The organism is Ruegeria atlantica (assembly GCF_013032005.1).
Taxonomy (GTDB): Bacteria; Pseudomonadota; Alphaproteobacteria; order Rhodobacterales; family Rhodobacteraceae; genus Ruegeria; species Ruegeria atlantica_A.
This window is the reverse complement of the sequence record NZ_WQBE01000007.1, coordinates 160,018-182,274: the sequence shown is the minus strand read 5'-3', so window position 1 is coordinate 182,274 and position 22,257 is coordinate 160,018. Positions and strand designations below refer to the sequence as shown.

Here is a 22,257-nt window from a genome sequence, read left to right as displayed (position 1 = left end):
AGCCAGCTCAATTTGAACGGTTCCCTTGGCGCTGTTGCATTAACCGGCGTTGGTAGCGATGGTTCCCGTCTGATCTTCGATCCTTGAAGCCTACGATGAGCCGGAAACCCTCCTCTATGCAAAAACCCTGAATTGTCCCATTGCTGCTGACGTCAGACACGTATGGGCGAATTTTACACCTAGCTTAAAGACGCTGAAGAGGACCCGGCGACATCAGTCCTCAGGGGATTTTGTGCGTGAAAACTATCCGCTGCAGACCGGTGCGAAAGTTCTGGGTACGGGAATCTCAGCACCCAAACTCATCACGCTTGAACGCGCGCGAGAGCGAAAGGCTGCAGTATGATTAATGGCAGTAGTGGGCTCTCATCGCAGGTTCGCAATCGTCCTGTGAGCGTAAAAATCTAGCGATCAGTCTTGTCGCACATCGTAAGTCTCGCGCAACAAGCATCAAACAAATGCCTATCATTCAAAAAATTTCATCTGTTTTTTCGCTTTGTCCCAAGAAGCCCCTAACCTTCTGCTCGAGAGGCTTCTTCCAGCTTCACACCGTTGTTTAACATGCGCCTAGGTTCGTTTGTCCCTGGGATGATCAAGTCCATCAAAAAACTTGTTTTCCCGGCTCATAGGATCTTGGGCATCGGTATGCCCCATCCTGGATTTAATTCGGCTCAGCCCACGTTCGCACTGTGCCGCTAATGGGCGCATTTCCAGCTCAGTTGAAATCTCCAAGGCACGCTCATAGCATTTCATGGCGTCGTATTCCTCACCAGCGCCTGCATTGCTTAAGACTTCGCCCATCACAAACAAACCAAAGGCTTCGTGACCGCGTTCACCACGACTGCGCGCTATATCGAGTGCGCGACCGAGACGTTTGGATGCGTCTTCGATGCGACCGGCTTTGAGATATCCGAAAGCCAGCTGGGTAAAAACCAGGGACTTGAACAAACCAAGCCCGATGTCATCATACAACTGACAAGACTGTTCAAGCCTCGCCAGGCCCGTCTCAATGTCTCCTGCCAGGATTTCAGCAAACCCAAGAAATCCGTTCGTGAAAGGGGATAGATAGGTGAGGCCCCAAACGTCGATGATCGAACTCGCGTTGCCAAGAGTCGCACGCGCAGCCGCGATGTCACCACGTACAATCTGATAATAGCCAATATCGTAACCGATATGCGCGCGGTTGAAAGGATTGTCTTGAAGATCCGCAAGCGCAACGGCTTGTTCTGCATGATGTGAAGAACGTTCAAATTCGCCACGCTCGGCGTAAGACCAGACCAGCCAGGACCGGGCGATAATCGCAGGTGCAAAAGGCAGCCCACACTTTTCGAGCGCAGCATCGCCAGGCAGATTTGAAACAACACGTTCGAAGTATCTCTCGGCTGTGCGCAGTTCACCAGAGGTTACGAATGTACAGCCAAGGTAAAAATCAGCCGCAACTTCCAGCGATCGATCACCGGAATCCCGAGCAATATCGCGCCCGCGTTCGGCGGCTGCCTTGGAGTCAGCCGAGCGTCCGACTTGCCACAAACTTGCGCCACGATAAACGGAAACCCAACCAAGTCGCACATCGTCTTCCAACGTGAGCGACAACTTCTCGGCTTCGTCAAGTGGATCTAGAATAGCGGCGAACTGCCCCAGTGCCCAAAGAACGTTCCGTAGCGCAAATTTCGTATCTATTGCTGCGGTTGCAGTTTCGGCATCCATTTCAAATTTTTTACGCGCGTCGAGCGCCCTGCGGAACTGGCCTGCTGCTTCGCGCAGCGCCGAGCGTTCAACCGCGTCTTCGCCTGCTCTGCGAAACTCTCGGAAAGCACGCGGCCAATCCTCGCCAAGAAAGGCGTGATGGGCCACAATTCCTGCGATTTCGCCATTGTTATCAGAACTTTTTCTTTCAAGTAGATCGGCAAATGCTGAGTGCAACTCGTGGCGTCGGCTCTTTAATAAGGTGGAGTAGGCAGCATCTTGGACGAGAGCATGCTTGAACATGTAGCTTGCCGTTGGCGGAACGCCCATGCGGAGTATCAATCCCGATTCAACAAGCTTTTCAAGTGCTTGCAGGCAGTCCATGTCGACCTCTGCCGACAAGTCCACAATGTCTTTGTGATCGAATTCACGCCCAATGACGGACCCAATCTGAGCAATCGCTTTTGCCGACCCAAGCCGATCCAGGCGTGCTGAAAGCGATGTGTGAAGCGTGGCGGGAACAACATCCCCACTGCTCAACCCCGCCTCTTGAAATGCCTTGGTCAGTTCCTCGATGTAGAGCGGCACGCCATCGGCACGTTTAACAATTTGCGCGGCGGCTTCCTCGCTCACGCCTCCCCCAGAAACGGAGTTTAAAATTCGCAAAGATTGCCGCCGACCGACCCGACTAAGGACAATCTCACGCCAATAGCCGCAGTCGTTCCAATCAGGCTGAAATTCCGGTCGGTACGTTAGCAATAACATGATTGGCGCTTCGGCGGCCTCAGAAATCATGTTTTGCAGCAGCTCCAGCGTCGACGGATCGGCCCAATGGATGTCTTCAATAACTATGATGATCGGGTGCTGCGCGCTCATACGCAGCACTTGATCTATCAGGCACCGAATTATCGCGCGGCGCAATTGCACTGGAGGGAAATCCGGGGCATCGTAGCGCCCTTCAGTTTCTACCCTTAACAGTGACGCGATCAGAGGCACGCTTTCGGTCAACGGGATATCCGTCAGCCCCAGTATGTTCTCTAGTTTTTCAAGTTGCGCCGCTACCGAGTCCTGTTCTGCAATCCCGGCAGCTCTCCGCATTCCGGTGATCAATGGAAAAAAGGCATCGTTGGTGTGATGAGGAGAGCATTGGTAACGATAGCCGAAACGCCTGTCTCCAGAGATTTCGTGCCGCATTTCTTCTACCAATCGCGATTTGCCGATGCCCGGATCTCCGGTCAATGAAATCACTTGACCCGATCCTGCTTTTGCTTGCTGCCATGCATCACGAATTAAGTGAAGGTCCGAAGCTCGTCCAACCAATGGCGTTGAACCTTGGAACCGGGATGCTTCAAAACGTGTTTCGACAGTTGTTTCCGTGCCGACGCGCCAGGCTTGTACAGGCTCGTCAAACCCTTTCAATTCATGTTGGCCAATGTCTTCCACTTCAAAACGGCGGCCCAAGAGTTGACGGGTTAATGGGCCAACAACAATTTCGTATGGCCGCGCCAGGCGTTGAAGCCGGTCAGCCAAGCCGGGTGTTGCCCCGATGACGGCGGCGTCATCATTCATGACATCGCCAACTATTGTTCCAATAACAACTTCTCCGCTAGCTGCACCTGCACGCGCTTGGAGTTGCCGTCCGTCTTGTGAGTGAATTTCCTGGATTGCTGCAAAGGCATCTTTTGCTGCCTTTACTGCTCGTTCAGCTTCATCTTCATGGGCTTCGGGCCACCCAAAATAGGCCAAAACGCCATCTCCGAGAAATTTGGCGACATAGCCTTGATACCGAAGGACAGCTGATACAACTGCCGACTGGTACTTTGTGACCAGATTCCGCATCTCTTCGGGGTCCAGCTGTCTTGAGAGGACAACGGAATCCACAATATCAACGAACAAAACAGTAAGCAGCCGCCGCTCGGGTGCTGCGTTTTCAATCGTGTCTTTCTTTACGGCTTGTGCCGCTGGCGAAATGGCCGCAAGCAGGCGACGACGGTGCCCAAGGCTGAAGCCAAGGTCTTTCAAGTCCTCGTCATTCAGATGGCGCAGAGTCTCAATGTCGACGTCGTTTTCTTCCAACAACGAAGCATAGCTCTCCAATCCTAGGCGACTCAGCCAGGCACGCAATCGTTGATCCACGTTGCCCCCCTCAGGTTCTTCGGGCTTATTGTATCACATCACAGAGAATTTATCTTTCGTATTGACGGTGTGATGGCCAGAGCCATTGGATGAGGGTCACAATGTCAATCGTTGTCCCAAGCCGAGAATTAGCGCATTCCACAGCATTTTTTGCGGCACTGCCCCTAAAAAAACCTATCCAGTGCTGCGGCGTTTCACCGAAAATTCAAAAAAATCGCAACAAGTTTCAATAACCTGCGGCGTTTATGCAATCAGCTTCCAATTGGGGAATTTTGGAGCCTTTCTGAAATGGTTTTGGCAGCTTGGACAACCGATGCCGCCAGACCTTCAAGCTTGTTTTCGGGAAATCTTGTAACTGGACCGGAAACCGAAACGCCCGCAACAACTTTGCCCAGCGAGTCGAAGATAGGCGCAGCAATACAACGCATACCCAAAAACCGTTCTTCATCGTCCAAGGCCCATCCACGCTGTCTGGACTTGCGGAGTTCTGACTTCAGCTCTTGCAGGTCTGTAATGGAATTGGGCGTCTGGCGGACTAGTGTTTGTGGGGCCAAAAGGGTCTCAACCGCGGCCTCATCCATAAATGCCATCATAGCTTTTCCAACACCGGATGTGTGAAAGTACGCCGCAGTTCCGTTTTTGAAAGAAGCCCTAATTGGGTTATCGGATTCGACCTGAATGAGAAACAATAGCTGCCCACATTCTTCGATTGCCAGATTTGCTGTCTCACCGGTGTCTTCTGACAGTGTGCGCATCACTGACGGTGCGACTTCGAGCAAATTTGATCCATCTTCAAACGTACTGCCGATCCGATAGGCCTGCGGTCCAATTCGCCATTTGCCTTGCTCGGCATAATGAACGACCATGCCTCGCTGCTGCAACGTGGTCAGAAGCCTGTGTACCGTCGCAACTGGGATTGCCGTGACTCTGGCCAGTTCCGCAAGTGTCGCGCAGCGCGTATCTGAGAGAGCGATCAGCACGCGAATGCCGCGATCCAGCGCAACAACGGGCGATGTTTCGGCTTTCTCCTCATTCGCTTTTAGGCGCGGGCGTCCTCGGCGAAGCGGGTTTTTTTGTTCATTCATACTCAGGGCAACCAATGCTCAGTTTCTTGCTGAAAGATTCTAGCTCGTTCAGCGGGGTAAAAAAATGAAAAATAAAAATATAAAATAATCAATAGGTTGATTGTATTTGCTGTTCAAATTTCAAGAGTTTTCCAAAATATTTTGAAATATTTGGAATCTGTCTTATCGTTACTCCTATCCGCTGGAGAGCGGATTGGTGCCAATGCCGAGGCAAAATCGGTCAAGGCCCAGTTAAGGGAGGAAACATGACAAAATCTTTGAACCGCAGAAATTTTCTGCGTGGCTCTGCTGTTGTGGGCGCCGGTGCGCTTGCAGCTCCAGCTGTCCATGCTCAGGAAGGAACCAACCTTAAGATGCAGGCCGCCTGGGGAGGCGGTATTTTTCTGGAAAACGCGCAGTCTTACGTTAACCGCGTGAACGAAATGTCCGGCGGGAAACTCACGATCGAACTGTTGCCCGTGAATTCCGTCGTAAAAACAAGCCAGATGCAGGATGCTGTTCACCGCGGCGTTCTGGATGCTGCGCACTACGTGCCGGCCTATTGGTACTCTAAGTCGAAGACAGCGTCGCTCTTTGGAACTGGCCCCTGCTTTGGCTGGTCCAGCCAGGAAGTTCTGGGTTGGGTGAACTATGGTGGTGGTCAGGAACTATTCGACGAATTGATGGGCATTCTGGGCCTCAATGTCGTATCATTCTTCAACTCACCCATGCCGGCTCAGCCGCTTGGCTGGTTCAAAGAAGAAATCACAAGCGCAGATCAAATGAATGGTCTGAAGTACCGCACCGTTGGTCTTGCGGCAGATGTTTTGCTTGAGATGGGAATGTCGGTCGTACAGCTGCCGGGAGGTGAAATTCAGCCAGCAATGAAGTCAGGTCTGATCGACGCGGCGGAATTCAACAATCCAACGTCGGACCGTGACTTTGGGATGCAGGATGTGTCCAAGCATTATCACCTTGCGTCGTTCCACCAGAGTCAGGAATTCTTCGAGGTCACGTTCAACAAGGACAAATACAACGCCCTTGCGCCTGAGCTTCAAGCCATTTTGAAGTATGCGTCAGAAGCCGAAAACTCCAACTTCTACTGGAACAACACCAAGCGCTATTCCGAGGATCTGGTCACACTGGCAGAGGAGCAGGGCGTTAACGTATATCGCACCCCCGACAGTGTGATGCAGGCACAGCTGAATGCTTGGGATGTGGTCGTTGAACGGATTGCCAACGAGGATCCGTTCTTCGCAAAGGTAATTGAAAGCCAGAAGGCCTATGCGAAGACCGTGATGAATTATCTCAACCTGAACCAACCGGACTACAAGCTTGCATACAAGCACTACTTCGGTTGAGGCCTGAATACCTTTGAAATGAGGAGGTCGCGTTGTGGCGCGGCTTCCTGAACTCCGGGCAGAACAGGCGAGGAACTGACCTTGATCAAGACAATCCACGCCATTGAAGGGCTAAGCCAATGGGTCGGCAAAGCCTTTGGATGGTGCATCCTAATTCTGACACTTTCCGTGTCTTACGAAGTGTTCGTCCGGTATGTGCTGAACAAGCCAACCGTCTGGGCGTTCGACATGATGGTCCAGATGTATGGCGCGTTGTTTCTGATGGCAGGGGCCTATGCGCTGGCGCAAGACGCGCACGTCCGCGGCGATGTTCTGTACCGGCTGTTCTCTGTCCGCTGGCAGGCTCGGGTCGATTTTGTTCTATACATTCTGTTCTTCTTTCCCGGCATGTTCGCTTTGTTCTGGTACGGGTGGGAGATCGCGAAAGACAGTTGGCGCTATGAAGAGGTCAGCTGGAACAGCCCTGCGCGCATCCAGATTTACTTTTTCAAAACCCTGATCCCGGTCGCTGGTTTCCTTCTTATGCTTCAAGGCCTTGCCGAAATGGCCCGGTGCTGGCTGGCGATGCGAAATGGCGTCTGGCTCGAGCGGCTCGATGACGTGCGCGAAACCGAAGACATGTTGATGGAAAATACCATCGACAAAATTCGAACAACTGGCACTCAAGAAGGAGGTCGTAGCGATGACTGATCCACAAGTCGCCATCCTGATGCTCAGCCTCTTCATTGTTTTGGTGCTGCTGGGTTTTCCCATTGCGTTCACGTTGCTCGCCATGGGTGTCGGTTTTGGGTACTACGCCTACTACCAGTCCGCGCCCGAGACCATTGCGGACATCTTCAACAACAACATCTTCTACCTTCTGAACCAAAACACCTATTCGGTGATGGAGAATGATACGCTAGTTGCCATCCCATTATTCCTATTTATGGGATACGTGGTCGAGAGGGCGAACATTGTCGATCGCCTGTTTTTCTCGCTCTACATGGCGGCGCGAAATCTGCCAGGCTCGTTGGCCATTGCGGCGCTGCTGACCTGCGCAGTTTTTTCGACCGCGTCTGGGATTGTTGGTGCAGTTGTTACTCTGATGGGTCTGCTTGCATATCCTGCGATGGCGAATGCCGGGTATCAGCGCAGCTTCGCCTCTGGCGTTATCTGTGCGGGTGGAACTTTGGGAATTCTGATCCCACCGTCGATTATGCTGATCGTCTATGCCGCCATTGCAGAGCTATCACCATTGCGCTTGTATGCTGCGGCTGTTTTCCCGGGTCTTTTGTTGGCGGGGTTATACATCGTCTATGTAATGGTGCGCGTCTGGATAAACCCGTCGCTGGCACCAAAACCACAAGAGGAAGACATTCCTCCGAAACGGCAGATTTATATGGATTTGCTGGTTTCGTTTGTGCCTTTGACCGTTTTGATCATGCTAGTGCTTGGCTCCATTCTTGGTGGTCTGGCGACCCCGGCTGAAGCGGCGGCAATGGGCGCATTGGGCGGTTTGGTTCTGGCGATGCTGTATCGATCGCTCACTTGGGACAAAGTCAAACAGAGTGTCTTTCTCACAGCTAAGGCAACGGCCATGGTGTGCTGGTTGTTTGTCGGCTCTTGGACCTTCGCTTCGATCTTTTCCTATCTTGGTGGACACGATGTGATCGAGCATTGGGTCGTCGGTATGAACCTTCAACCCTGGCAGTTCTTGGTCCTTGCTCAGTTGATTATCTTCCTGCTCGGATGGCCGCTTGAATGGTCCGAGATCTTGATCATCTTTGTGCCGATCTTTCTGCCGATGCTGGATACGTTTGGGGTCAATCCGTATTTCTTCGCGATGCTGGTGGCACTGAATTTACAGACCTCATTCCTGACGCCTCCCATGGCCATGTCAGCCTATTATCTGAAAGGGGTTCTGAAGAACCAGATCCAGTTGATGGAGATCTTCAAAGGTCTGATGCCCTATCTGGCTATCGTGATCCTGTGCATGGTGCTGATGTATCAGTTCCCGGGGATCGCCCTGTGGCTTCCTGATTATCTGTTTGGGGTTTGGGTGCCATGACCAAACATGATCTGTCACTGTTCTCGGCGGTTCAATCCGCCGAAGCTATCCGAACCGGACGCATTTCATCCGAAGCATTGGTTGAGGCCTGCTTGGCGCGAATTGAGGAAACGGATGACAAGGTTCGCGCATGGGCATACCTGGACGCCGGCGTGGCACTCGATCAGGCGCGTGAGCTGGATCGTATTCGCAAGGCAGGGCGGGCGATAGGGGCGCTACATGGTGTACCCGTCGGACTGAAAGACATTGTCGATACAAAAGACATGCCCACGCAACGCGGATCGGCAATTTTTTCAGGCCGCCAACCTGAGACGGACGCTCGGCTGGTTGAGCATCTTCGTGAAGCCGGAGCGGTGATCATGGGCAAGACCAAGACCACTGAATTTGCCTTCATGAATCCGGCCGACACCACCAACCCTTTGGATCACAGCCGAACTCCGGGCGGGTCCTCCAGCGGATCTGCCGCTGCAGTTACGGCCAGACACGTTCCATTGGCGATTGGAACCCAGACCGGTGGTTCGGTGATCCGCCCCGCCTCGTATTGTGGCGTATACGGTTTCAAACCCTCCCGCGGAACAATCTCGCGTAGCGGTGTCTTTCGCACATCTGTGTCGCTGGATCATGTCGGCGGATTTGCAAATTCTCTGGAAGACATAGCTTTGTTTACAGACGTCCTGTCTAGCTATGACCAAGCCGATCCCGCCAGCTTTGCCAGACCGCGGGCTAACATGCTGAAAGGCGTGCGGGCAGAGGTGCCTGTCGAACCGAACATCGCCTGGCTGGATTTTCCGTTCAATGATCGTTTGGATGTGGATACCGTCGAAGGCCTTAATGCCGTTGTCGAATGCTTGGGCGGCCGGGTCGAGCGATTTTCGGCATCCCGTCAATTAGCTAACCTCATCAATGTTCACAAAACGATCTACGATTACGAAATTCGCGAGAACATGGTTGAGATTTCCGAAGCTCATTGGCCGGAACTCAGCCTCGAGATGCAGTCTGCAATAACCCGAGGAACAGAAATAAGCTTGGCGCAGTATGAAGATGCCTTGGCTGTCATGATCTCTGCTCAAAGCTTTTTCGCAGAATACTTCACCGAATTCGATGCAATCCTTGCCCCTGCGGCTACAGGAGAGGCCGTGCCACTGACAGCAGGGCATACTGGCGATTCAGTCTTTTGCCTGACTTGGACGCTGGCGGGGTTACCGTGCCTCACCTTGCCTTTGCTGGTTGGGCAGAATGACCTGCCAATCGGCGTGCAATTGATTGGCGCAGTCGAGGAAGATGACCGGCTTCTGCGCACTGCATCATGGGTACAACGCACCCTCGCCGAACAAGAACAGTAAGGAAATTAAACGATGTCGCGACTTACAAACATTCTTATGGGCATTATCGGCACCGGTCTGATGATGGTTTTTGTTCTTGGCCTTGCACACAGCATTTCAACTGGCTTTGCCGGGTTTTGGGGCGGTTTGCCTTTCCTGTGTATTGCGGTCTTTGTAATTGCCTTGGCGCTTTATAATTTCTGGGAAGACGCCGTCAAAAAGGACTGAACGCATGAGTGACAGACCAGTCCTATGGCTGCCGCGCCGCGTGTCCGACGCAACCATAGCGCGTGCGCGAAAGGATTATGACGTGATCCTGAACGAAGCCGATACTCCGGGCACGTCAGAAGAGATCATTGAGATGAGTTCCAAGGTGGACGCAATAATGCCCTGCCATTCGGAACACTTCTCAGCAGAGGTCGTGTCAAAGCTTGACCCGCGTTTGAAAATTGTCGCGAACCATTCTGTTGGTGTGGACCATTGCGACCTGCCGGCCTTGGCAGCAAGGGGGATCGTGGTGACAAACACACCAGATGTCCTTTCTGACGCTACGGCGGAACTTGCAATGTTGCTCATGCTTGGTGCGGCGAGACACGCTGTCCGAGGCGATCGCCTTATGCGTACAGGTGCTTGGGACAGTTGGAGCCCATCTTTCATGGTCGGCAAGCAACTCACGGGTGCGCGTCTGGGCATCGTCGGGATGGGGCGCGTGGGTCGGGCATTTGCAACAAAAGCGCGCGGGTTTGATATGGAAGTTCACTATTTCAACCGCACCCGCCTGTCACCTGATAAGGAACAGGGGGCAATTTATCACGAAAGCGTCGATACTCTTTTGCCAGTGGCCGACTTTTTATCGCTTCACTGTCCTGCGACGCCCGAAACTCTGGACCTTATGAATGCCGAACGGTTGGCTGCGCTGCCTGACGATGCAATACTCGTCAACTCAGCTCGTGGCGCTCTTGTTGATGAAGACGCGCTGCTGCAAGCCATTGAAAGTGGAAAGCTGGCTGCCGCAGGGCTTGATTGCTTTAAGACAGAACCGGGCGGAAATCCAAAGTTCGCAGCGCACGAAAACATCTTCATGTTGCCGCATATAGGTAGCGCCACGACTAAAACCCGGGACGCCATGGGCTTTCGCGCATTGGACAACTTAGACGCATTCTTTGCTGGAAAAACACCGCGAGACCTTTTGTAGATAAGAAACTGTAATGGCAAAAATTGCTTTTCTCGGCCTGGGTGTGATGGACGAGCCAATGGTGGGTTAAGCTGCGGTTCACCCCGGTATTGCGCGGCGATATTTCTCAATTGGCGAAACACCGCGCCACTAGGCGGGTTTTCGCGTCTAAATCGACCACAGGTTGGAGAGCAGTTGAGCAGACCCTACATGTCCAGAAACAAGCATCTAAGACATACGCGGGAACGTAAGGAAACCGACATGAAGAAGACAGCAGTAGTATGCCTGCTTGGTGGCACGTTGCTCTTGGCAGCATGTGGAGCCCCGACAACACCAACTCAGGCTCAAGCACAAAACGACGCCCGATGTGCCGCTGGGATTTTGGGGGGTGCAGCCTTGGGTGGCGTCTTAGGCAATCAGGTTGGTTCAGGCACGGGCCAGACCCTTGCAACGGCGGCTGGTGCCGGACTTGGAATGTATGCTGGCCAGTCGGCTTGCAACTGACGAAAAGGCACAGAAAGTGGGGTGCTGGCCTTTCAAGTGCCTTTTGGTGCGCTGAAATACTGCGTCGGAGTGTCGAAAAAAAGTCGCTCCGGATTGCTGCCCGCATCGTGCCTTAAGGTAAATTAGAAAATGACAAATCCAATAATCAAGCCAACGTCTTCTGACGACATTCCGGGTCTCAAAGCCGTGCTGGACAATACAGGACTTTTCCCAAGCGAGATGCTTCCGGATATGCTAGCACCTACATTGTCAGGGGAAACAGAAGCTCTCTGGCTTACGTGCCACTCAGACGACGAAGCCGTCGGCTTGTGCTACATCGTTCCAGAAGACCTTGCTGACGGAACCTGGAATATGCTCGCGCTCGCGGTGCGCCCAGACTTGCAAGGCAAACGTCTGGGCGCGGCCTTGGTCAAGGCCGCGGAACAGTATTTGAAAGACAAAGGGCAACGTATCTTAATCGTAAACACATCTGGCACTGACAACTTTGCACTCGCGCGCAAGTTCTATGCTCAGAATGGCTATGAGGAAGAAGCGCGCATCCGCGATTTCTGGGCGGAGGGCGATGACAAGATTATCTTCCGAAAGGCCCTGTGACGCAATAGGCCCTCTGCCGCTGATATGGCAGAGGGTACCACAAGAAAGCTAGCAGCTTACGCGCCGTGCAACTTCTTCATGGTCACAGCTTGATGGATAGCACTGCTCCGAATGTGGCCAGTGATCTTAAAGTTGTTTGGCGCCCATTGAAGTCATCGGAACCTAACGCCTGGGGGCGGCCTAATCGGTTGGCTTATTCAATCCGTCAAATCGTGGGTCTGGTGTCGTAGTTTGCCCAGTCACTGCTGGCATCGGCTGCAACTGCACAGCCTGGCGAGTGTATTTTAACACTTTGATCCGATGTGGTCGAAACGCTTGAAGGGTGGATTCCATTAGGTCGAGTTCTCAGGTAATACGTATGGATGGATATCGTCGTCATTACGACCATCATCACTTCTCTTTTTGTTGTAATCGGGGTGGCGGAACCACTGGCCGCGCGATTGCGCTTGCCCTACAGCGTTATCCTCGCTGTTCTTGGGATAGTGATTGGGCTTGGCGCGGCGTTCTTTCTTAACACCGACCTGACGGATGCGCTGAACCCGGGCGCGCAAGCGATTATTGACCTGCCGATCCGGTCTAACGTCTTTCTCTATGTTTTCCTGCCAACATTGCTCTTTCAGGCGACGCTTGGCATGAACCTGCGCAGGATGCTGGACGATTGGATGCCCATCCTGATGATGGCGGTTGTCGCGGTGATCGTGGCGACACTTTCCATTGGCTATGCGCTGAGTTGGGTAAGTACGCTGCCACTGGCCGCCTGTCTGTTGATCGGCGCAATTGTGTCGACAACTGACCCTTCGGCGGTTGTCAGCATTTTTCGATCAATCTCCGCACCGCGCAGGCTGTCGCGAATTATCGAAGGCGAAAGCCTCCTTAACGATGCCGCTGCCATTGCTCTTTTCGGACTATTCATGAGCTTTGTCATGCTCGGAAGGCCCGACCCATTGCTAAGTGAAGCTGTGGGGCAATTTCCGCTGCTAGTCGCAGGAGGTGCTTTCACCGGTTGGCTCATGGCGCGCATGGCTGTTTGGGTGATGGCGTTCGTCGACCGCTGGGATATGGCACAAATTTCTATTTCCGTTGCACTGCCTTATCTCGCGTATATCGTTGCAGAACAAAGCATCGGGGCTTCTGGTGTTATCGCCGTGGTGGCCGCAGGTCTTACGCTTAACCTCACGGGTCCCGGTCGTTTGTCACCGGCCGGTTGGACAAATCTTCAAGAAGTATGGGACCTGCTGGCACATTGGGCGGGCGCGCTGATCTTTATTCTTGCGGCATTGCTGATTCCGAGACTGTTGGAAGGGGTGCAGCCGTCTGACTTCGGCCTGTTGGCCGTGGTGGTTCTTGCTGCAGCATTTGCACGGGCAGCGGTTCTGTTCGGCTTGTTGCCATTGCTCACGACATTCGGTCTGTCGCCAGCTGTTGAACGCCCCTATCGCACCGCGATGCTGTGGGGCGGACTGCGGGGTGCCGTGACACTGGCGCTGGCGCTGGCAGTCACCGAAAGCACACATATCCCGCTGGAGACCAAGCGACTGGTCGGCATCCTGGCCACTGGCTTTACGCTGTTTACACTGATTGTGCAGGGAACAACCTTGCGCGGAGTGATCACAAAACTGGGGCTCGATAGGCTCTCTCCGCTTGATACGGCACTGTCACGCCAAGTGGTCGCCGTCGCCTTGCAATCGGTGCGCGAGGATGTGTCCCGCATTGCAGAAAACTACGACTTGACCCACGATATCGTCAGAAACGAAGCCAAACAGTTCAGTGAACGCCTCGACGAGGCCGTAAACGCGGCTGAAGACAGCGCGCAGATTCTTGATCGTGATCGGATCACACTTGGCCTAATTGCGCTGGCTGGGGCAGAGCGGGATTCCGTATTGGCCCGGATGCGAGAGCGCACCATGTCATCTGTGCTGAGTGAAAAGATTCTGTCAGACGCGGATCGCCTCATTGAAGGCGCACGGACCGGAGGGCGGCTCGGCTATCAGCGCGCGTCAAACCGCTCCGTCGTTTACGGCAGGTCTTTCCGGATCGCCGTTTTTTTGCACAACCGGCTTCGAATCTCGTTTCCACTCACGCGTATTACAACGGATCGGTTTGAAAGACTGCTCATGCAGCGCCTGATCCTGCGGGACCTTGATGGGTTCGTCCGTGGGCGCATACGTCGAATCCACGGCCGCCGGGTTGCGGAATTGCTTGACGACCTGTTGGAGCGTCGATCCGAGGCGGTTGAGGCAGCGCTTGACGGACTGCGGCTCCAATATCCAGGCTACGCCGAAAAGCTGGAGCGCCGGTTCATCCGGCGAACGGCGCTGCGGCTGGAAGAGCGTGAATACGCGGTCATGCGCGAGGACGGCCTTGTGGGTGAAGAGCTCTATTCGGTGTTGATGCAGGAAGTGGCGGCGCGACGTGCTTTGTCTGAAGGGCGTCCGGTACTGGACATTGCCCTTAAAGGACGGGATCTGGTCCGGCAGTTTCCTCTATTTTCTGATCTCGACAAAGCGTCACTGAGGAAACTCAGCAGAGCATTGCGAACCCGATATGCCAACGCGGGTGACACGATCATATCCAAAGACGAATTCGCGGGGAGTGTATTCTTTATCGCTTCTGGGGCAGTCGAAGTGGAACTCGGCAGACATACTACGCGGTTAGGTCGTGGTGAAATGTTTGGGCAATTGGCCATGCTGTTGAAAAGGCCCCGTCGCGTAAACGTGCGGGCATTGGCCCCCTCGACACTGCTAATGCTCGACGAAGCGCGTTTCCGGCGATTGCTCCGGCGCAGTGAGGCAATGCGGAATTCTGTCAAGATGAGCGCAAACAAACGCATGATCGACCCCGCAGTGTTGGATCTAGATGAGCCCGTAGGATCTTCTGAACAAGAGCCCAATTCCTGATAGGCCATCAATGGAAAGAGATTGCGACCCATTCTAGCCGTTTGTAGCCGGTTATTTTTTGCTGGGTTGCGGACGGTAAAACTAGCTATTCGCCGCGTGCGTAAAAAAGGCTGCACGGACACAAACTGCGCGACTGCCGTTAAAAAACCTGCACAAATACCTGACGAAAACAAAAAGCTTCAGCTTCGGCCGTTTCATGCGGATATCTGAGATTCAACTGACGGATTTTTCAGCAATTAGCTTCAATGCATCTCTCACATCGGTCGTATGCTCACCTCCTGTGATCCTCTCTAAAACGGCACTTAGATCAAAGGCGGCACTTTGCGCTTGTTCAAAACGATTGCATTGCTTGATGTAATCTACCGAGACGCGTAGCTCGAGCATTCCTGCCTTCTGCCGCCCCGCAGATTTCAAAGCCTCACGAAACTCTTGTTCGGCCACTTCATTCTCGCACCGCGCAAGCGCATAGACCCGATCCGTCTCAGATTGGGCCCATCCCTCATTGGTTTGAGTTTGGTATTCACGTGCCTGGGCCAAAAAGCTCAAGGCACCTTCCCGATCACCGGTTTTGAGTGTGAGTTCTGCAATCAGAGTAAGAAAGAACGGCTTATAGTTTCCCGCCCCGCTTACCCTCCAAGCTTCTGAAGCTTTCAGTAACGCAAGGATCGTTTCCTGGTTTGGCGAAAGATACGCATTCACCCAGCTTCGCCAGAGGGTCGCAGTCAAGGACATGAACGTGAATGAGTGTTTGATTGAAAGCGCCTCAAGCTTTTCAACAGCCCCGAGTACGTTTTCAGGTTCACGTCTCATTAGGTAAAGCATGCACAGATAGGTCAGCGACTGCGCAATGCTGTGGGCATGCTCAAGTTCTTCTGCGCCCGCCACCGCTTGCGTCTGAACTTCAAGAGCGTTGTCTGGATCCCCGCGCATCCACATGGCCAAACTTAAAAAGCACGAAGTGATGGCCGCATGGTCCGACCCGTAAATGTACGCAAGGTGGCCATCACGTTTCCGGCTGTAGAGTTCTAACGCCTTGTTCAAATGCTCGTATGCTGAACCCAATTCCCCGATATGAAACAACACGGCGCCCATGGCGCGATGAGCCACCATTTGGTGCTGCGTCTCGCGTGTTGTAGTCGCCAATTCCAGCAATTGCGTGGCAACGTTCTTGGCCAAATCATACTCGGCGCGCACCAAATGAAAGGAATACAAACCGTTCAGAACCGGGAACAGATGATCGGTTTCTTCAACGCGTTCGCACAGGTCGCGAATCCTTGCGTAGACCGAGCCGGTCTCATCCGCTGCAATCCCCGCGGTTGATCGTAGAACGCCTGCTTTCAGAACCTGAATCTCAATTTCTTTGCGGTCTCGCTCAGTGCTTTGTTCCAGTTCACTCAACTGTTCGATCGCCAAGGAAAGCTGCGTGTTCGCCTCTGTATTCGCGGATCGTTGGACAGCACGCTGACCGGCAAGATACCGGTAATTGACGGCCTCCTTACGCATGCCAGCCATAGTGTAATGATGGGCCAGCACTTCTGGGCTGGCATCACCCGTGTGCGTCGAAGTGTCATCAAGTTGTTGCGCCACGCGAGAGTGCAGAACGCGACGTTCCCGCTTTAATAGGCTGTTGTAGGCAGTGTCACGAATGAGGGCATGACAGTAGCTGAAGGTTTCAAAATCTTCAGAGCGAGAAACGGTAACAATGCCTGCTTCTACCAATAGTTCCAGGTTTGCACGCAGCGCTTTATCGCCAATATCAGCCACTTTAGAAATCAAAGGATAGGTGAATTGAGGCCCAATAACGGCCCCTATCTGGGCCACCTCTTTGGCAGAGCTCAAACGATCAAGGCGCGCCATAAGTGCATCATGTAACGTGCTGGGGACCGAGTTGGCCGGAGAGGCCCCACCCATCGTATAAGTGTCTCGGCCCTTGGTCAGAATGCCCGATTCAAGGAGATCTTTGGTCACTTCCTCTATGTATAACGGCACTCCGTCAGATCTTGCCGCGACCGCGTCGTACATCTCGTCCGAGATCACCTCACCTTTTGCGACTTCGTCCACAATGCTCTTCACCTCTTGAAAATCCAACTGCTTCAAAACAACTTTCGTGAGGTTCGATTGCAGCGTCCAGCCCGGGTCGTACTCGGGCCTGAATGTCATGACGACCAGAACCGGAAGGTCGCGAATTCGCTCCACTATTCGGTCCAAAAGCAGCTTGGTCGTTGGATCAATCCAATGCGCATCTTCAAACAAGAATAGAACCGGCTGCTCCCTTGCTTCCGACGTGAGATTGCCTAGCAGCAGGTCTAATGACTGATCCATGAGTTGCTGAGGCGTCAGGTTCAGGGGCCCCAATTGATCCTCGAATGGGATGGACAGAAGGGACGCGGCCAGCTGCAATGCATCGTTGGATTGATCGCCCAGAACAGCACGGATTTTTTCAAGCTTTGCCTCGTTCGAGTCTTCGGAACGGAGCTTGGCGACATTCTCAAGTTGTCGAATGACAGGATAGAACGCAGTCGCAAAATGGTAGGGAGAACACTGATATCGCATCTGCGTGCCGGGCAAGTCCGAAGATTTTTGCCTGAATTCTTCCACCAGCCGCGACTTGCCAATTCCAGGCTCGCCCGACACCAACACAACCTGTCCCTGACCACCGCTGGCAAGCGTCCATTTGTCATTGAGGGTCTCTAATTCTGCGGAGCGACCCACCAACGGCTTAAGCAACACATCATCTATTGCCAAAAAACGGCTGACGGTTTGCCGCTCACCCGTCACCTGCCAAGCTTCGACCTCTTTAGCAAAACCCTTGAGCTTGAACGCGCCTCGCAGAACGTATTCGAAGGTATCACCGGCCAACTGATGCGTGCTGGGGGCGACGATCATCGTTCCTGGATCCGCCATTGCCTGAAGGCGCGCGGCCAGGTTCGGCGTCTCACCCATCGCCGTCCCGTCCTCAAACATATTTTCGCCACGCAAATCGCCGACGACAACCAATCCGGTCGCAACCCCGATGCGGACGTTAAGTTTCGCGTGGGTGCGAATATTCGGCATTTCATTCATGATGCGCAGGCCCGCCCGAATTGCCCGCTCTGGATCATCTTCATGCGCGTGGGGAAATCCAAAAAAGACCATGATCCCATCGCCGTAATAGCTGGCAATATGGCCATCAAACGCAGCAACCGACGCAGCACATGTTTCTTTGAAAAGTCGAAGAACATCGGCCAGATCTTCCGGATCGACGCGTTGTGAAATTTCCGTTGATCCGACCAAATCGATGAACATGACGGTAAGCTGTCGCCGTTCCGCGATGATCTCGGGGCCGGTACCGGTGTTGTGTGGGTCAAGGTCTGCCTCTGCATCGAAGCGAACAGCCTTCATGAAACGCCGCCTTGGTCCGAGGGGGAGGCCGATTGTCACAAGGTCATCGTCTGTTAGCTCAGAAAGATCACCATGTTCGATTTCGTGTTCTGCAAAGGCAGCAGCATACTTGGACAAACCATGTTTTTTTAGCCAAGACGCTATATCGGACATCTACATTTTTGCTTGCTGTTTCAGCAGAACTATCGCCTGCGCCCTACCAGCATGCTTTCCCTTGTTGGTTTGACCCGTCGTGCAAACGGTGTTTTCTGATCATGTTCCACTCAATGAAGGACTCTGTTTCAAAGTAGGTCAAGGATTTCATTGGCGTATTGGACGTTAAGCCGTGTACGGCAACGATCGACTTAGATTGGCGGCCTTGGCAAAATCAACATCGCTCGATGCCATAGAACCCGATCTGTGCCCACACGACAGCGACAGATCTTTTCCGGTTCATACTTCCCATGGTGGCGCTGCGCCAATCTCTGCGATCAGAAAGTCCATGAACACCCGCACTTTGGGGGATAGCACGTTGGACTTGGGATAGATCAACCACAAGACATTGTCCTCTGCGGCTTCAAAGTTCGGCAGAACCTGTGTCAGCCGGCCTGACTTCAGTTGCTCATGCACACTCCATAATGCGTTCAATGAAATACCGGCCCCAGCCAGGGTGGCGCAGACCTGGCTTTGGCCGTCGTCGATAATCAATTGACCTTTGGCAGATGCGGGGTCGAATACAGCGCGTTCGCCTGCCGGGCCTGTCAGCGGGCGCGGTTGACGGTTTTGGAAGGCGATCAGATGGTGGTTTGCCAGTTCGGCGGGCGTATTGGGGGTTCCGTGCGTTTCAAGATAGTGCGGCGCGGCGCACAGGATGCGCCGGTCATCGGCCAATTTGCGGCCTTTCAAGCTGGTGTCCACAAGCGGCGCGTTCCTAAGTGCAAGGTCAAAGCTGCCTTCGATCAGGTCGAACTGAACATCAGAAAGGCGCAAGTCCAATGTGAGGTCAGGGTGCTGTTGAAGAAACGTCGGTAGGATCGGCGCGATGTAGAGTTGGGCAAAGCTGCTTGGCGCAGCAAAGCGCAATGTGCCCCGGATCGTTGTCGTCTGCTTGCCCAGGGCCGCAAGCGCGGCTTCTTCCTGCGCGATGATCTCGCGGGCGAAGGGCAGGAAATCGGCCCCTTCGACAGACAGCGACACTTTGCGGGTCGTTCGGTGCAATAGTTCAGAGCGCAGGCTCTGTTCCAACTTGGCAAGCTTTGCGCTGGAGACAGCTGGGGCCATGCCCAACGTGCGCCCCGCAGCACTGATGTTGAGCATTTCTGCCGCCCTTACAAACAGTCGGAGCGCATCTGTATCAAGGCTCATTATATCCAAAACCCGAATTATAAATCCTGACATTGGCAGTTTATCTGTAATTTGATCGACATTAAATCCCTTTCGTAGACGCAAAAGGGCCTAGGCAGGAGGCGCAGATGACACGGACAGCCACAGTCAACTACCATGTTCACAAGCCCTATCGGCAAGCCTTTGAACTTGATTCAGGTGGGGTTGCGGGCAACCTGATTTCCCCAGAACTGGCTACAACGACTGTTGCGTTGGCGGATACCCGCACGAAGGCAACGTCAGTCACATTTGCATCTGATGCCGTAGAATTCACATTGCTGAAATCGCAGGTCCGGGATTTTACCGGGGACTCCTGGAAACAGACATATGATGCGGAACTGACCGGGATGCTTCTGGACAGGCTGAGTGCGCAAGAGGTTGTGATTTTTGATCACACCGTTCGGGTCGACGATCCCGGTGCCACGCGCAAGCCCGCGCGCAACGTCCACAGTGACTACAGCAAGGACGGGGCTGAGCAGCGCCTGGTCGATCTGCTGGGGGCCGAGACCGCAGCTGAATGGGCGCAAGGTCACTTTGCCTTTGTCAATGTGTGGCGTCCTGTGGAACATCCGATCAATTCCGCCCCGCTAGGCTTTGTTCGCCCGTCTTCAGTTGACCCGTCTGACTGGATTCTGCTGGACCTGATCTATCCCGACCGCAAAGGGCAAATCATGGGGTTGGTGGGAAACCCTGACCATGAATGGGTCTATCTTTCCAAGATGACGCCGGACGAGGTTGCGTTTTTCAACATCTACGACAGTCAAGGGCTACCGTCGGTGGCGCATAGCGCGCTTGATATGATCGAGGATCCAAACGTCACCACCATTCGCAAGAGCATCGAGAGCCGCACTTTGGTGCGGTACTAATGGGGGGGGCAGATATGTTGAATAGAATCCAGCCCACCGAGTTTGCCCAGATCAATGTGGCTTACAACCGGGTGTATCGTCCGGGTCGGCTGAGTGTCGGCCTTGTGTTGCCGCTTGAATCCTATGCGGTCGGCGCAGAGCCGACGATGCAGGGCCACTTAGAGGCCGCGCGGAGGGCAGAGGACCTTGGATTTGCAGCACTTTGGCTGCGCGACGTGCCTTTCAATGTTCCAAGTTTTGGTGATGCCGGACAGGTTTTTGATCCATTTGTCTATTTGGGTGCGCTGATAACGGTGACAGACCGGATTGCGCTAGGAACGTCGAGTGTGATCCTGCCACTGCGTCACCCAGCCCATGTAGCCAAGGCGGCGGCGACCGCGGACGTGCTATCGGGTGGTCGGTTGCTCTTGGGTGTTGCTTCTGGTGACCGGCCCGAGGAGTACCCGGCGATGAGCAAGGGCTTTGACGATCGGGGGGCACGTTTCCGCGATAGTGTTGAGTACATCCGCGCGGTCGGATTGGGCTATCCCACGCATGAAAGCGGGCAGGGCACACTGTCTGGCGACATTGATCTGTTGCCAAAGCCGCATGGCACGCGTTTGCCGTTGCTTATCACTGGTGGCAGCCAGCAAACCTCCGATTGGGTGGCACAGAACGGGGACGGTTGGATGACCTATCCACGCAACGCCGCAGCCCAAGGGCGGGTCATCGCGGAATACCGAACACGCACGAAGGCGGCAGGGCAACCGGACAAGCCGGTTATGCAATCGCTTTATGTCGATGTCGTTGCCGATCCCGCTGCACCTCCGCGCCCGATCCACCTTGGGTTTCAGTCCGGAACTGATTTCCTGTGCAACTATCTTCGCGAGATTGAAACCCTTGGGGTCAATCACGTGGCGCTGAACCTCAGGTTCAATCAAGCACCCATCGACACAACACTTGAACGTCTGGCAGACGTTGTGCTGCCAGGCTTTTCCTAAAGGATAAAACTGATGACCAAGACTGTACTTATCACCGGTTCAACTGACGGCATTGGCTTGCTGACAGCAAAGAAACTGGCCACTGACGGGCACCAAGTGCTTTTGCACGGGCGCAGCGCACCCAAATTGGAGAGCGCCGCCGCCGAAGTCGGTGGCAATGTCGAAACCTATACCGCTGATCTAAGCGATCTGTCCGCGGTTCGAAAACTGGCCGAAACCATACGTGCCAAACATGACCAACTGGATGTGTTGATCAATAACGCGGGTGTGTTGAAAGCCCCGCAAACGGTGCTTGAGAATGGACAGGACATCCGCTTTGTCGTGAACACGCTTGCACCCTATCTGCTGACCGAATTGTTGTTGCCGATCATTCCCTCCGACGGGCGCGTTGTGAACTTGTCATCGGCGGCGCAGGCCCCGGTAAACGTCAAGGCCATGCAGGGCAATCTGCCGCTGACAGACATGGAGGCCTATGCCCAAAGCAAGCTGGCTATCACGATCTGGACCATGGAATGGGCCAAATTACAACCCGATGGGCCGGTGATGGTCGCAGTGAATCCCGGGTCGCTTTTGGCCTCGAAGATGGTGAAAGAGGGCTTTGGCGTTTCAGGGAACGATATGAGTATTGGCGCTGATATACTGATGGATGCGGCCCTGGGCGGGCGGTTTGCTGACGCGTCAGGTGCCTATTTTGACAATGACAGTGGGGCCTTCGCTGATCCACATGCCGCAGCGCTCGACAAAGATCACGCGGCCGACGTCATGAACACAATCAAGGGCTTGATTAGCCAGACAGGCTGATCCGGGCGGCGCGGCCGCCCCAAACACACATCCACCTTTACCTCCTATCACCCCTCACGCGCGCCGCGTCGAGGCCCAAGAAAGG

At 53.9% G+C, this 22,257-nt stretch carries 16 protein-coding genes; 12 read left to right on the top strand and 4 right to left on the bottom strand.

Translation table 11 applies throughout. The annotated features are described in order from the left end of the window. Positions 1–564: 564 nt before the first annotated feature. Together GOX21_RS14555 and GOX21_RS14550 are read right to left on the bottom strand one after the other, a co-directional pair. Complete coding sequence (locus GOX21_RS14555; RefSeq protein WP_170378126.1) at positions 565–3,819, bottom strand: adenylate/guanylate cyclase domain-containing protein; 3,255 nt, start codon at positions 3,817–3,819, stop codon at positions 565–567. 251 nt (positions 3,820–4,070) lie between these two features. Continuing rightward, positions 4,071–4,904 carry an IclR family transcriptional regulator gene (locus tag GOX21_RS14550; protein WP_170378124.1) on the bottom strand — a complete coding sequence of 278 codons (834 nt, stop codon included), beginning with the start codon at positions 4,902–4,904 and terminating at the stop codon, positions 4,071–4,073. A 245-nt stretch (positions 4,905–5,149) separates the two neighbouring features. Here GOX21_RS14550 and GOX21_RS14545 point away from each other — a divergent pair, with 245 nt between their 5' ends. From GOX21_RS14545 to GOX21_RS14505, 9 genes are all read left to right on the top strand, one after another. Beyond that, the gene (locus GOX21_RS14545; protein ID WP_170350796.1) at positions 5,150–6,244 is read left to right on the top strand and encodes a TRAP transporter substrate-binding protein; all 1,095 of its coding nucleotides are present in this window, start codon (positions 5,150–5,152) and stop codon (positions 6,242–6,244) included. Between the two features lie 81 nt (positions 6,245–6,325). Beyond that, on the top strand, positions 6,326–6,934 hold the full coding sequence (locus GOX21_RS14540; protein WP_170350797.1) for a TRAP transporter small permease subunit: 609 nt from the start codon (positions 6,326–6,328) through the stop codon (positions 6,932–6,934). After that, the gene (locus GOX21_RS14535; RefSeq protein ID WP_170350798.1) at positions 6,927–8,291 is read left to right on the top strand and encodes a TRAP transporter large permease; all 1,365 of its coding nucleotides are present in this window, start codon (positions 6,927–6,929) and stop codon (positions 8,289–8,291) included. The genes GOX21_RS14540 and GOX21_RS14535 overlap by 8 nt, the downstream gene beginning before the upstream one ends. Next, a complete protein-coding gene (locus tag GOX21_RS14530; RefSeq protein WP_170378122.1) occupies positions 8,288–9,634 on the top strand; it encodes an amidase in 1,347 nt (448 codons plus the stop codon). The genes GOX21_RS14535 and GOX21_RS14530 overlap by 4 nt, the downstream gene beginning before the upstream one ends. A gap of 12 nt (positions 9,635–9,646) precedes the next feature. Beyond that, positions 9,647–9,841, top strand: a complete 195-nt coding sequence (locus tag GOX21_RS14525; RefSeq protein WP_170350800.1) for a hypothetical protein — start codon at positions 9,647–9,649, stop codon at positions 9,839–9,841. Between the two features lie 4 nt (positions 9,842–9,845). Further along, positions 9,846–10,808, top strand: a complete 963-nt coding sequence (locus GOX21_RS14520; protein ID WP_170378120.1) for a 2-hydroxyacid dehydrogenase — start codon at positions 9,846–9,848, stop codon at positions 10,806–10,808. 240 nt (positions 10,809–11,048) lie between these two features. Further along, positions 11,049–11,291: a glycine zipper 2TM domain-containing protein gene (locus GOX21_RS14515; protein ID WP_170350802.1), complete on the top strand. Its 243-nt coding sequence runs from the start codon at positions 11,049–11,051 to the stop codon at positions 11,289–11,291. Between the two features lie 129 nt (positions 11,292–11,420). Then, positions 11,421–11,885 (top strand): GNAT family N-acetyltransferase, encoded by a 465-nt coding sequence (locus GOX21_RS14510; protein ID WP_170378118.1) that lies wholly within the window; start codon positions 11,421–11,423, stop codon positions 11,883–11,885. 362 nt (positions 11,886–12,247) lie between these two features. Continuing rightward, positions 12,248–14,782, top strand: a complete 2,535-nt coding sequence (locus tag GOX21_RS14505) for a cation:proton antiporter (RefSeq protein WP_170378116.1) — start codon at positions 12,248–12,250, stop codon at positions 14,780–14,782. A gap of 213 nt (positions 14,783–14,995) precedes the next feature. On the opposite strand, the gene GOX21_RS14500 is transcribed toward GOX21_RS14505, so the two are convergent. Both GOX21_RS14500 and GOX21_RS14495 read right to left on the bottom strand, forming a co-directional pair. Next, the gene (locus GOX21_RS14500) at positions 14,996–18,316 is read right to left on the bottom strand and encodes an ATP-binding protein (protein WP_170378115.1); all 3,321 of its coding nucleotides are present in this window, start codon (positions 18,314–18,316) and stop codon (positions 14,996–14,998) included. 279 nt (positions 18,317–18,595) lie between these two features. Continuing rightward, positions 18,596–19,507 (bottom strand): LysR family transcriptional regulator, encoded by a 912-nt coding sequence (locus GOX21_RS14495; RefSeq protein WP_170378113.1) that lies wholly within the window; start codon positions 19,505–19,507, stop codon positions 18,596–18,598. A gap of 107 nt (positions 19,508–19,614) precedes the next feature. Between GOX21_RS14495 and GOX21_RS14490 the strand changes: the two genes are divergently transcribed. From GOX21_RS14490 to GOX21_RS14480, 3 genes are read left to right on the top strand one after another with little or no spacing between them, the layout of a single operon-like run. Further along, positions 19,615–20,391 (top strand): CmcJ/NvfI family oxidoreductase, encoded by a 777-nt coding sequence (locus tag GOX21_RS14490; protein ID WP_170378111.1) that lies wholly within the window; start codon positions 19,615–19,617, stop codon positions 20,389–20,391. Between the two features lie 14 nt (positions 20,392–20,405). Beyond that, on the top strand, positions 20,406–21,371 hold the full coding sequence (locus GOX21_RS14485) for an LLM class oxidoreductase (protein WP_170378109.1): 966 nt from the start codon (positions 20,406–20,408) through the stop codon (positions 21,369–21,371). Between the two features lie 12 nt (positions 21,372–21,383). Beyond that, on the top strand, positions 21,384–22,172 hold the full coding sequence (locus GOX21_RS14480; protein ID WP_170378107.1) for an SDR family NAD(P)-dependent oxidoreductase: 789 nt from the start codon (positions 21,384–21,386) through the stop codon (positions 22,170–22,172). Positions 22,173–22,257: the final 85 nt, after the last annotated feature.

Coding starts and splice junctions, on each gene's coding strand:
- GOX21_RS14550 (WP_170378124.1), bottom strand. CDS start 4,904: ATGAATGAACAAAAAAACCCGCTTCGCCGAGGACGCCCGCGCCTAAAA.
- GOX21_RS14545 (WP_170350796.1), top strand. CDS start 5,150: ATGACAAAATCTTTGAACCGCAGAAATTTTCTGCGTGGCTCTGCTGTT.
- GOX21_RS14535 (WP_170350798.1), top strand. CDS start 6,927: ATGACTGATCCACAAGTCGCCATCCTGATGCTCAGCCTCTTCATTGTT.
- GOX21_RS14530 (WP_170378122.1), top strand. CDS start 8,288: ATGACCAAACATGATCTGTCACTGTTCTCGGCGGTTCAATCCGCCGAA.
- GOX21_RS14525 (WP_170350800.1), top strand. CDS start 9,647: ATGTCGCGACTTACAAACATTCTTATGGGCATTATCGGCACCGGTCTG.
- GOX21_RS14520 (WP_170378120.1), top strand. CDS start 9,846: ATGAGTGACAGACCAGTCCTATGGCTGCCGCGCCGCGTGTCCGACGCA.
- GOX21_RS14515 (WP_170350802.1), top strand. CDS start 11,049: ATGAAGAAGACAGCAGTAGTATGCCTGCTTGGTGGCACGTTGCTCTTG.
- GOX21_RS14510 (WP_170378118.1), top strand. CDS start 11,421: ATGACAAATCCAATAATCAAGCCAACGTCTTCTGACGACATTCCGGGT.
- GOX21_RS14505 (WP_170378116.1), top strand. CDS start 12,248: ATGGATATCGTCGTCATTACGACCATCATCACTTCTCTTTTTGTTGTA.
- GOX21_RS14500 (WP_170378115.1), bottom strand. CDS start 18,316: ATGTCCGATATAGCGTCTTGGCTAAAAAAACATGGTTTGTCCAAGTAT.
- GOX21_RS14495 (WP_170378113.1), bottom strand. CDS start 19,507: ATGAGCCTTGATACAGATGCGCTCCGACTGTTTGTAAGGGCGGCAGAA.
- GOX21_RS14490 (WP_170378111.1), top strand. CDS start 19,615: ATGACACGGACAGCCACAGTCAACTACCATGTTCACAAGCCCTATCGG.
- GOX21_RS14485 (WP_170378109.1), top strand. CDS start 20,406: ATGTTGAATAGAATCCAGCCCACCGAGTTTGCCCAGATCAATGTGGCT.
- GOX21_RS14480 (WP_170378107.1), top strand. CDS start 21,384: ATGACCAAGACTGTACTTATCACCGGTTCAACTGACGGCATTGGCTTG.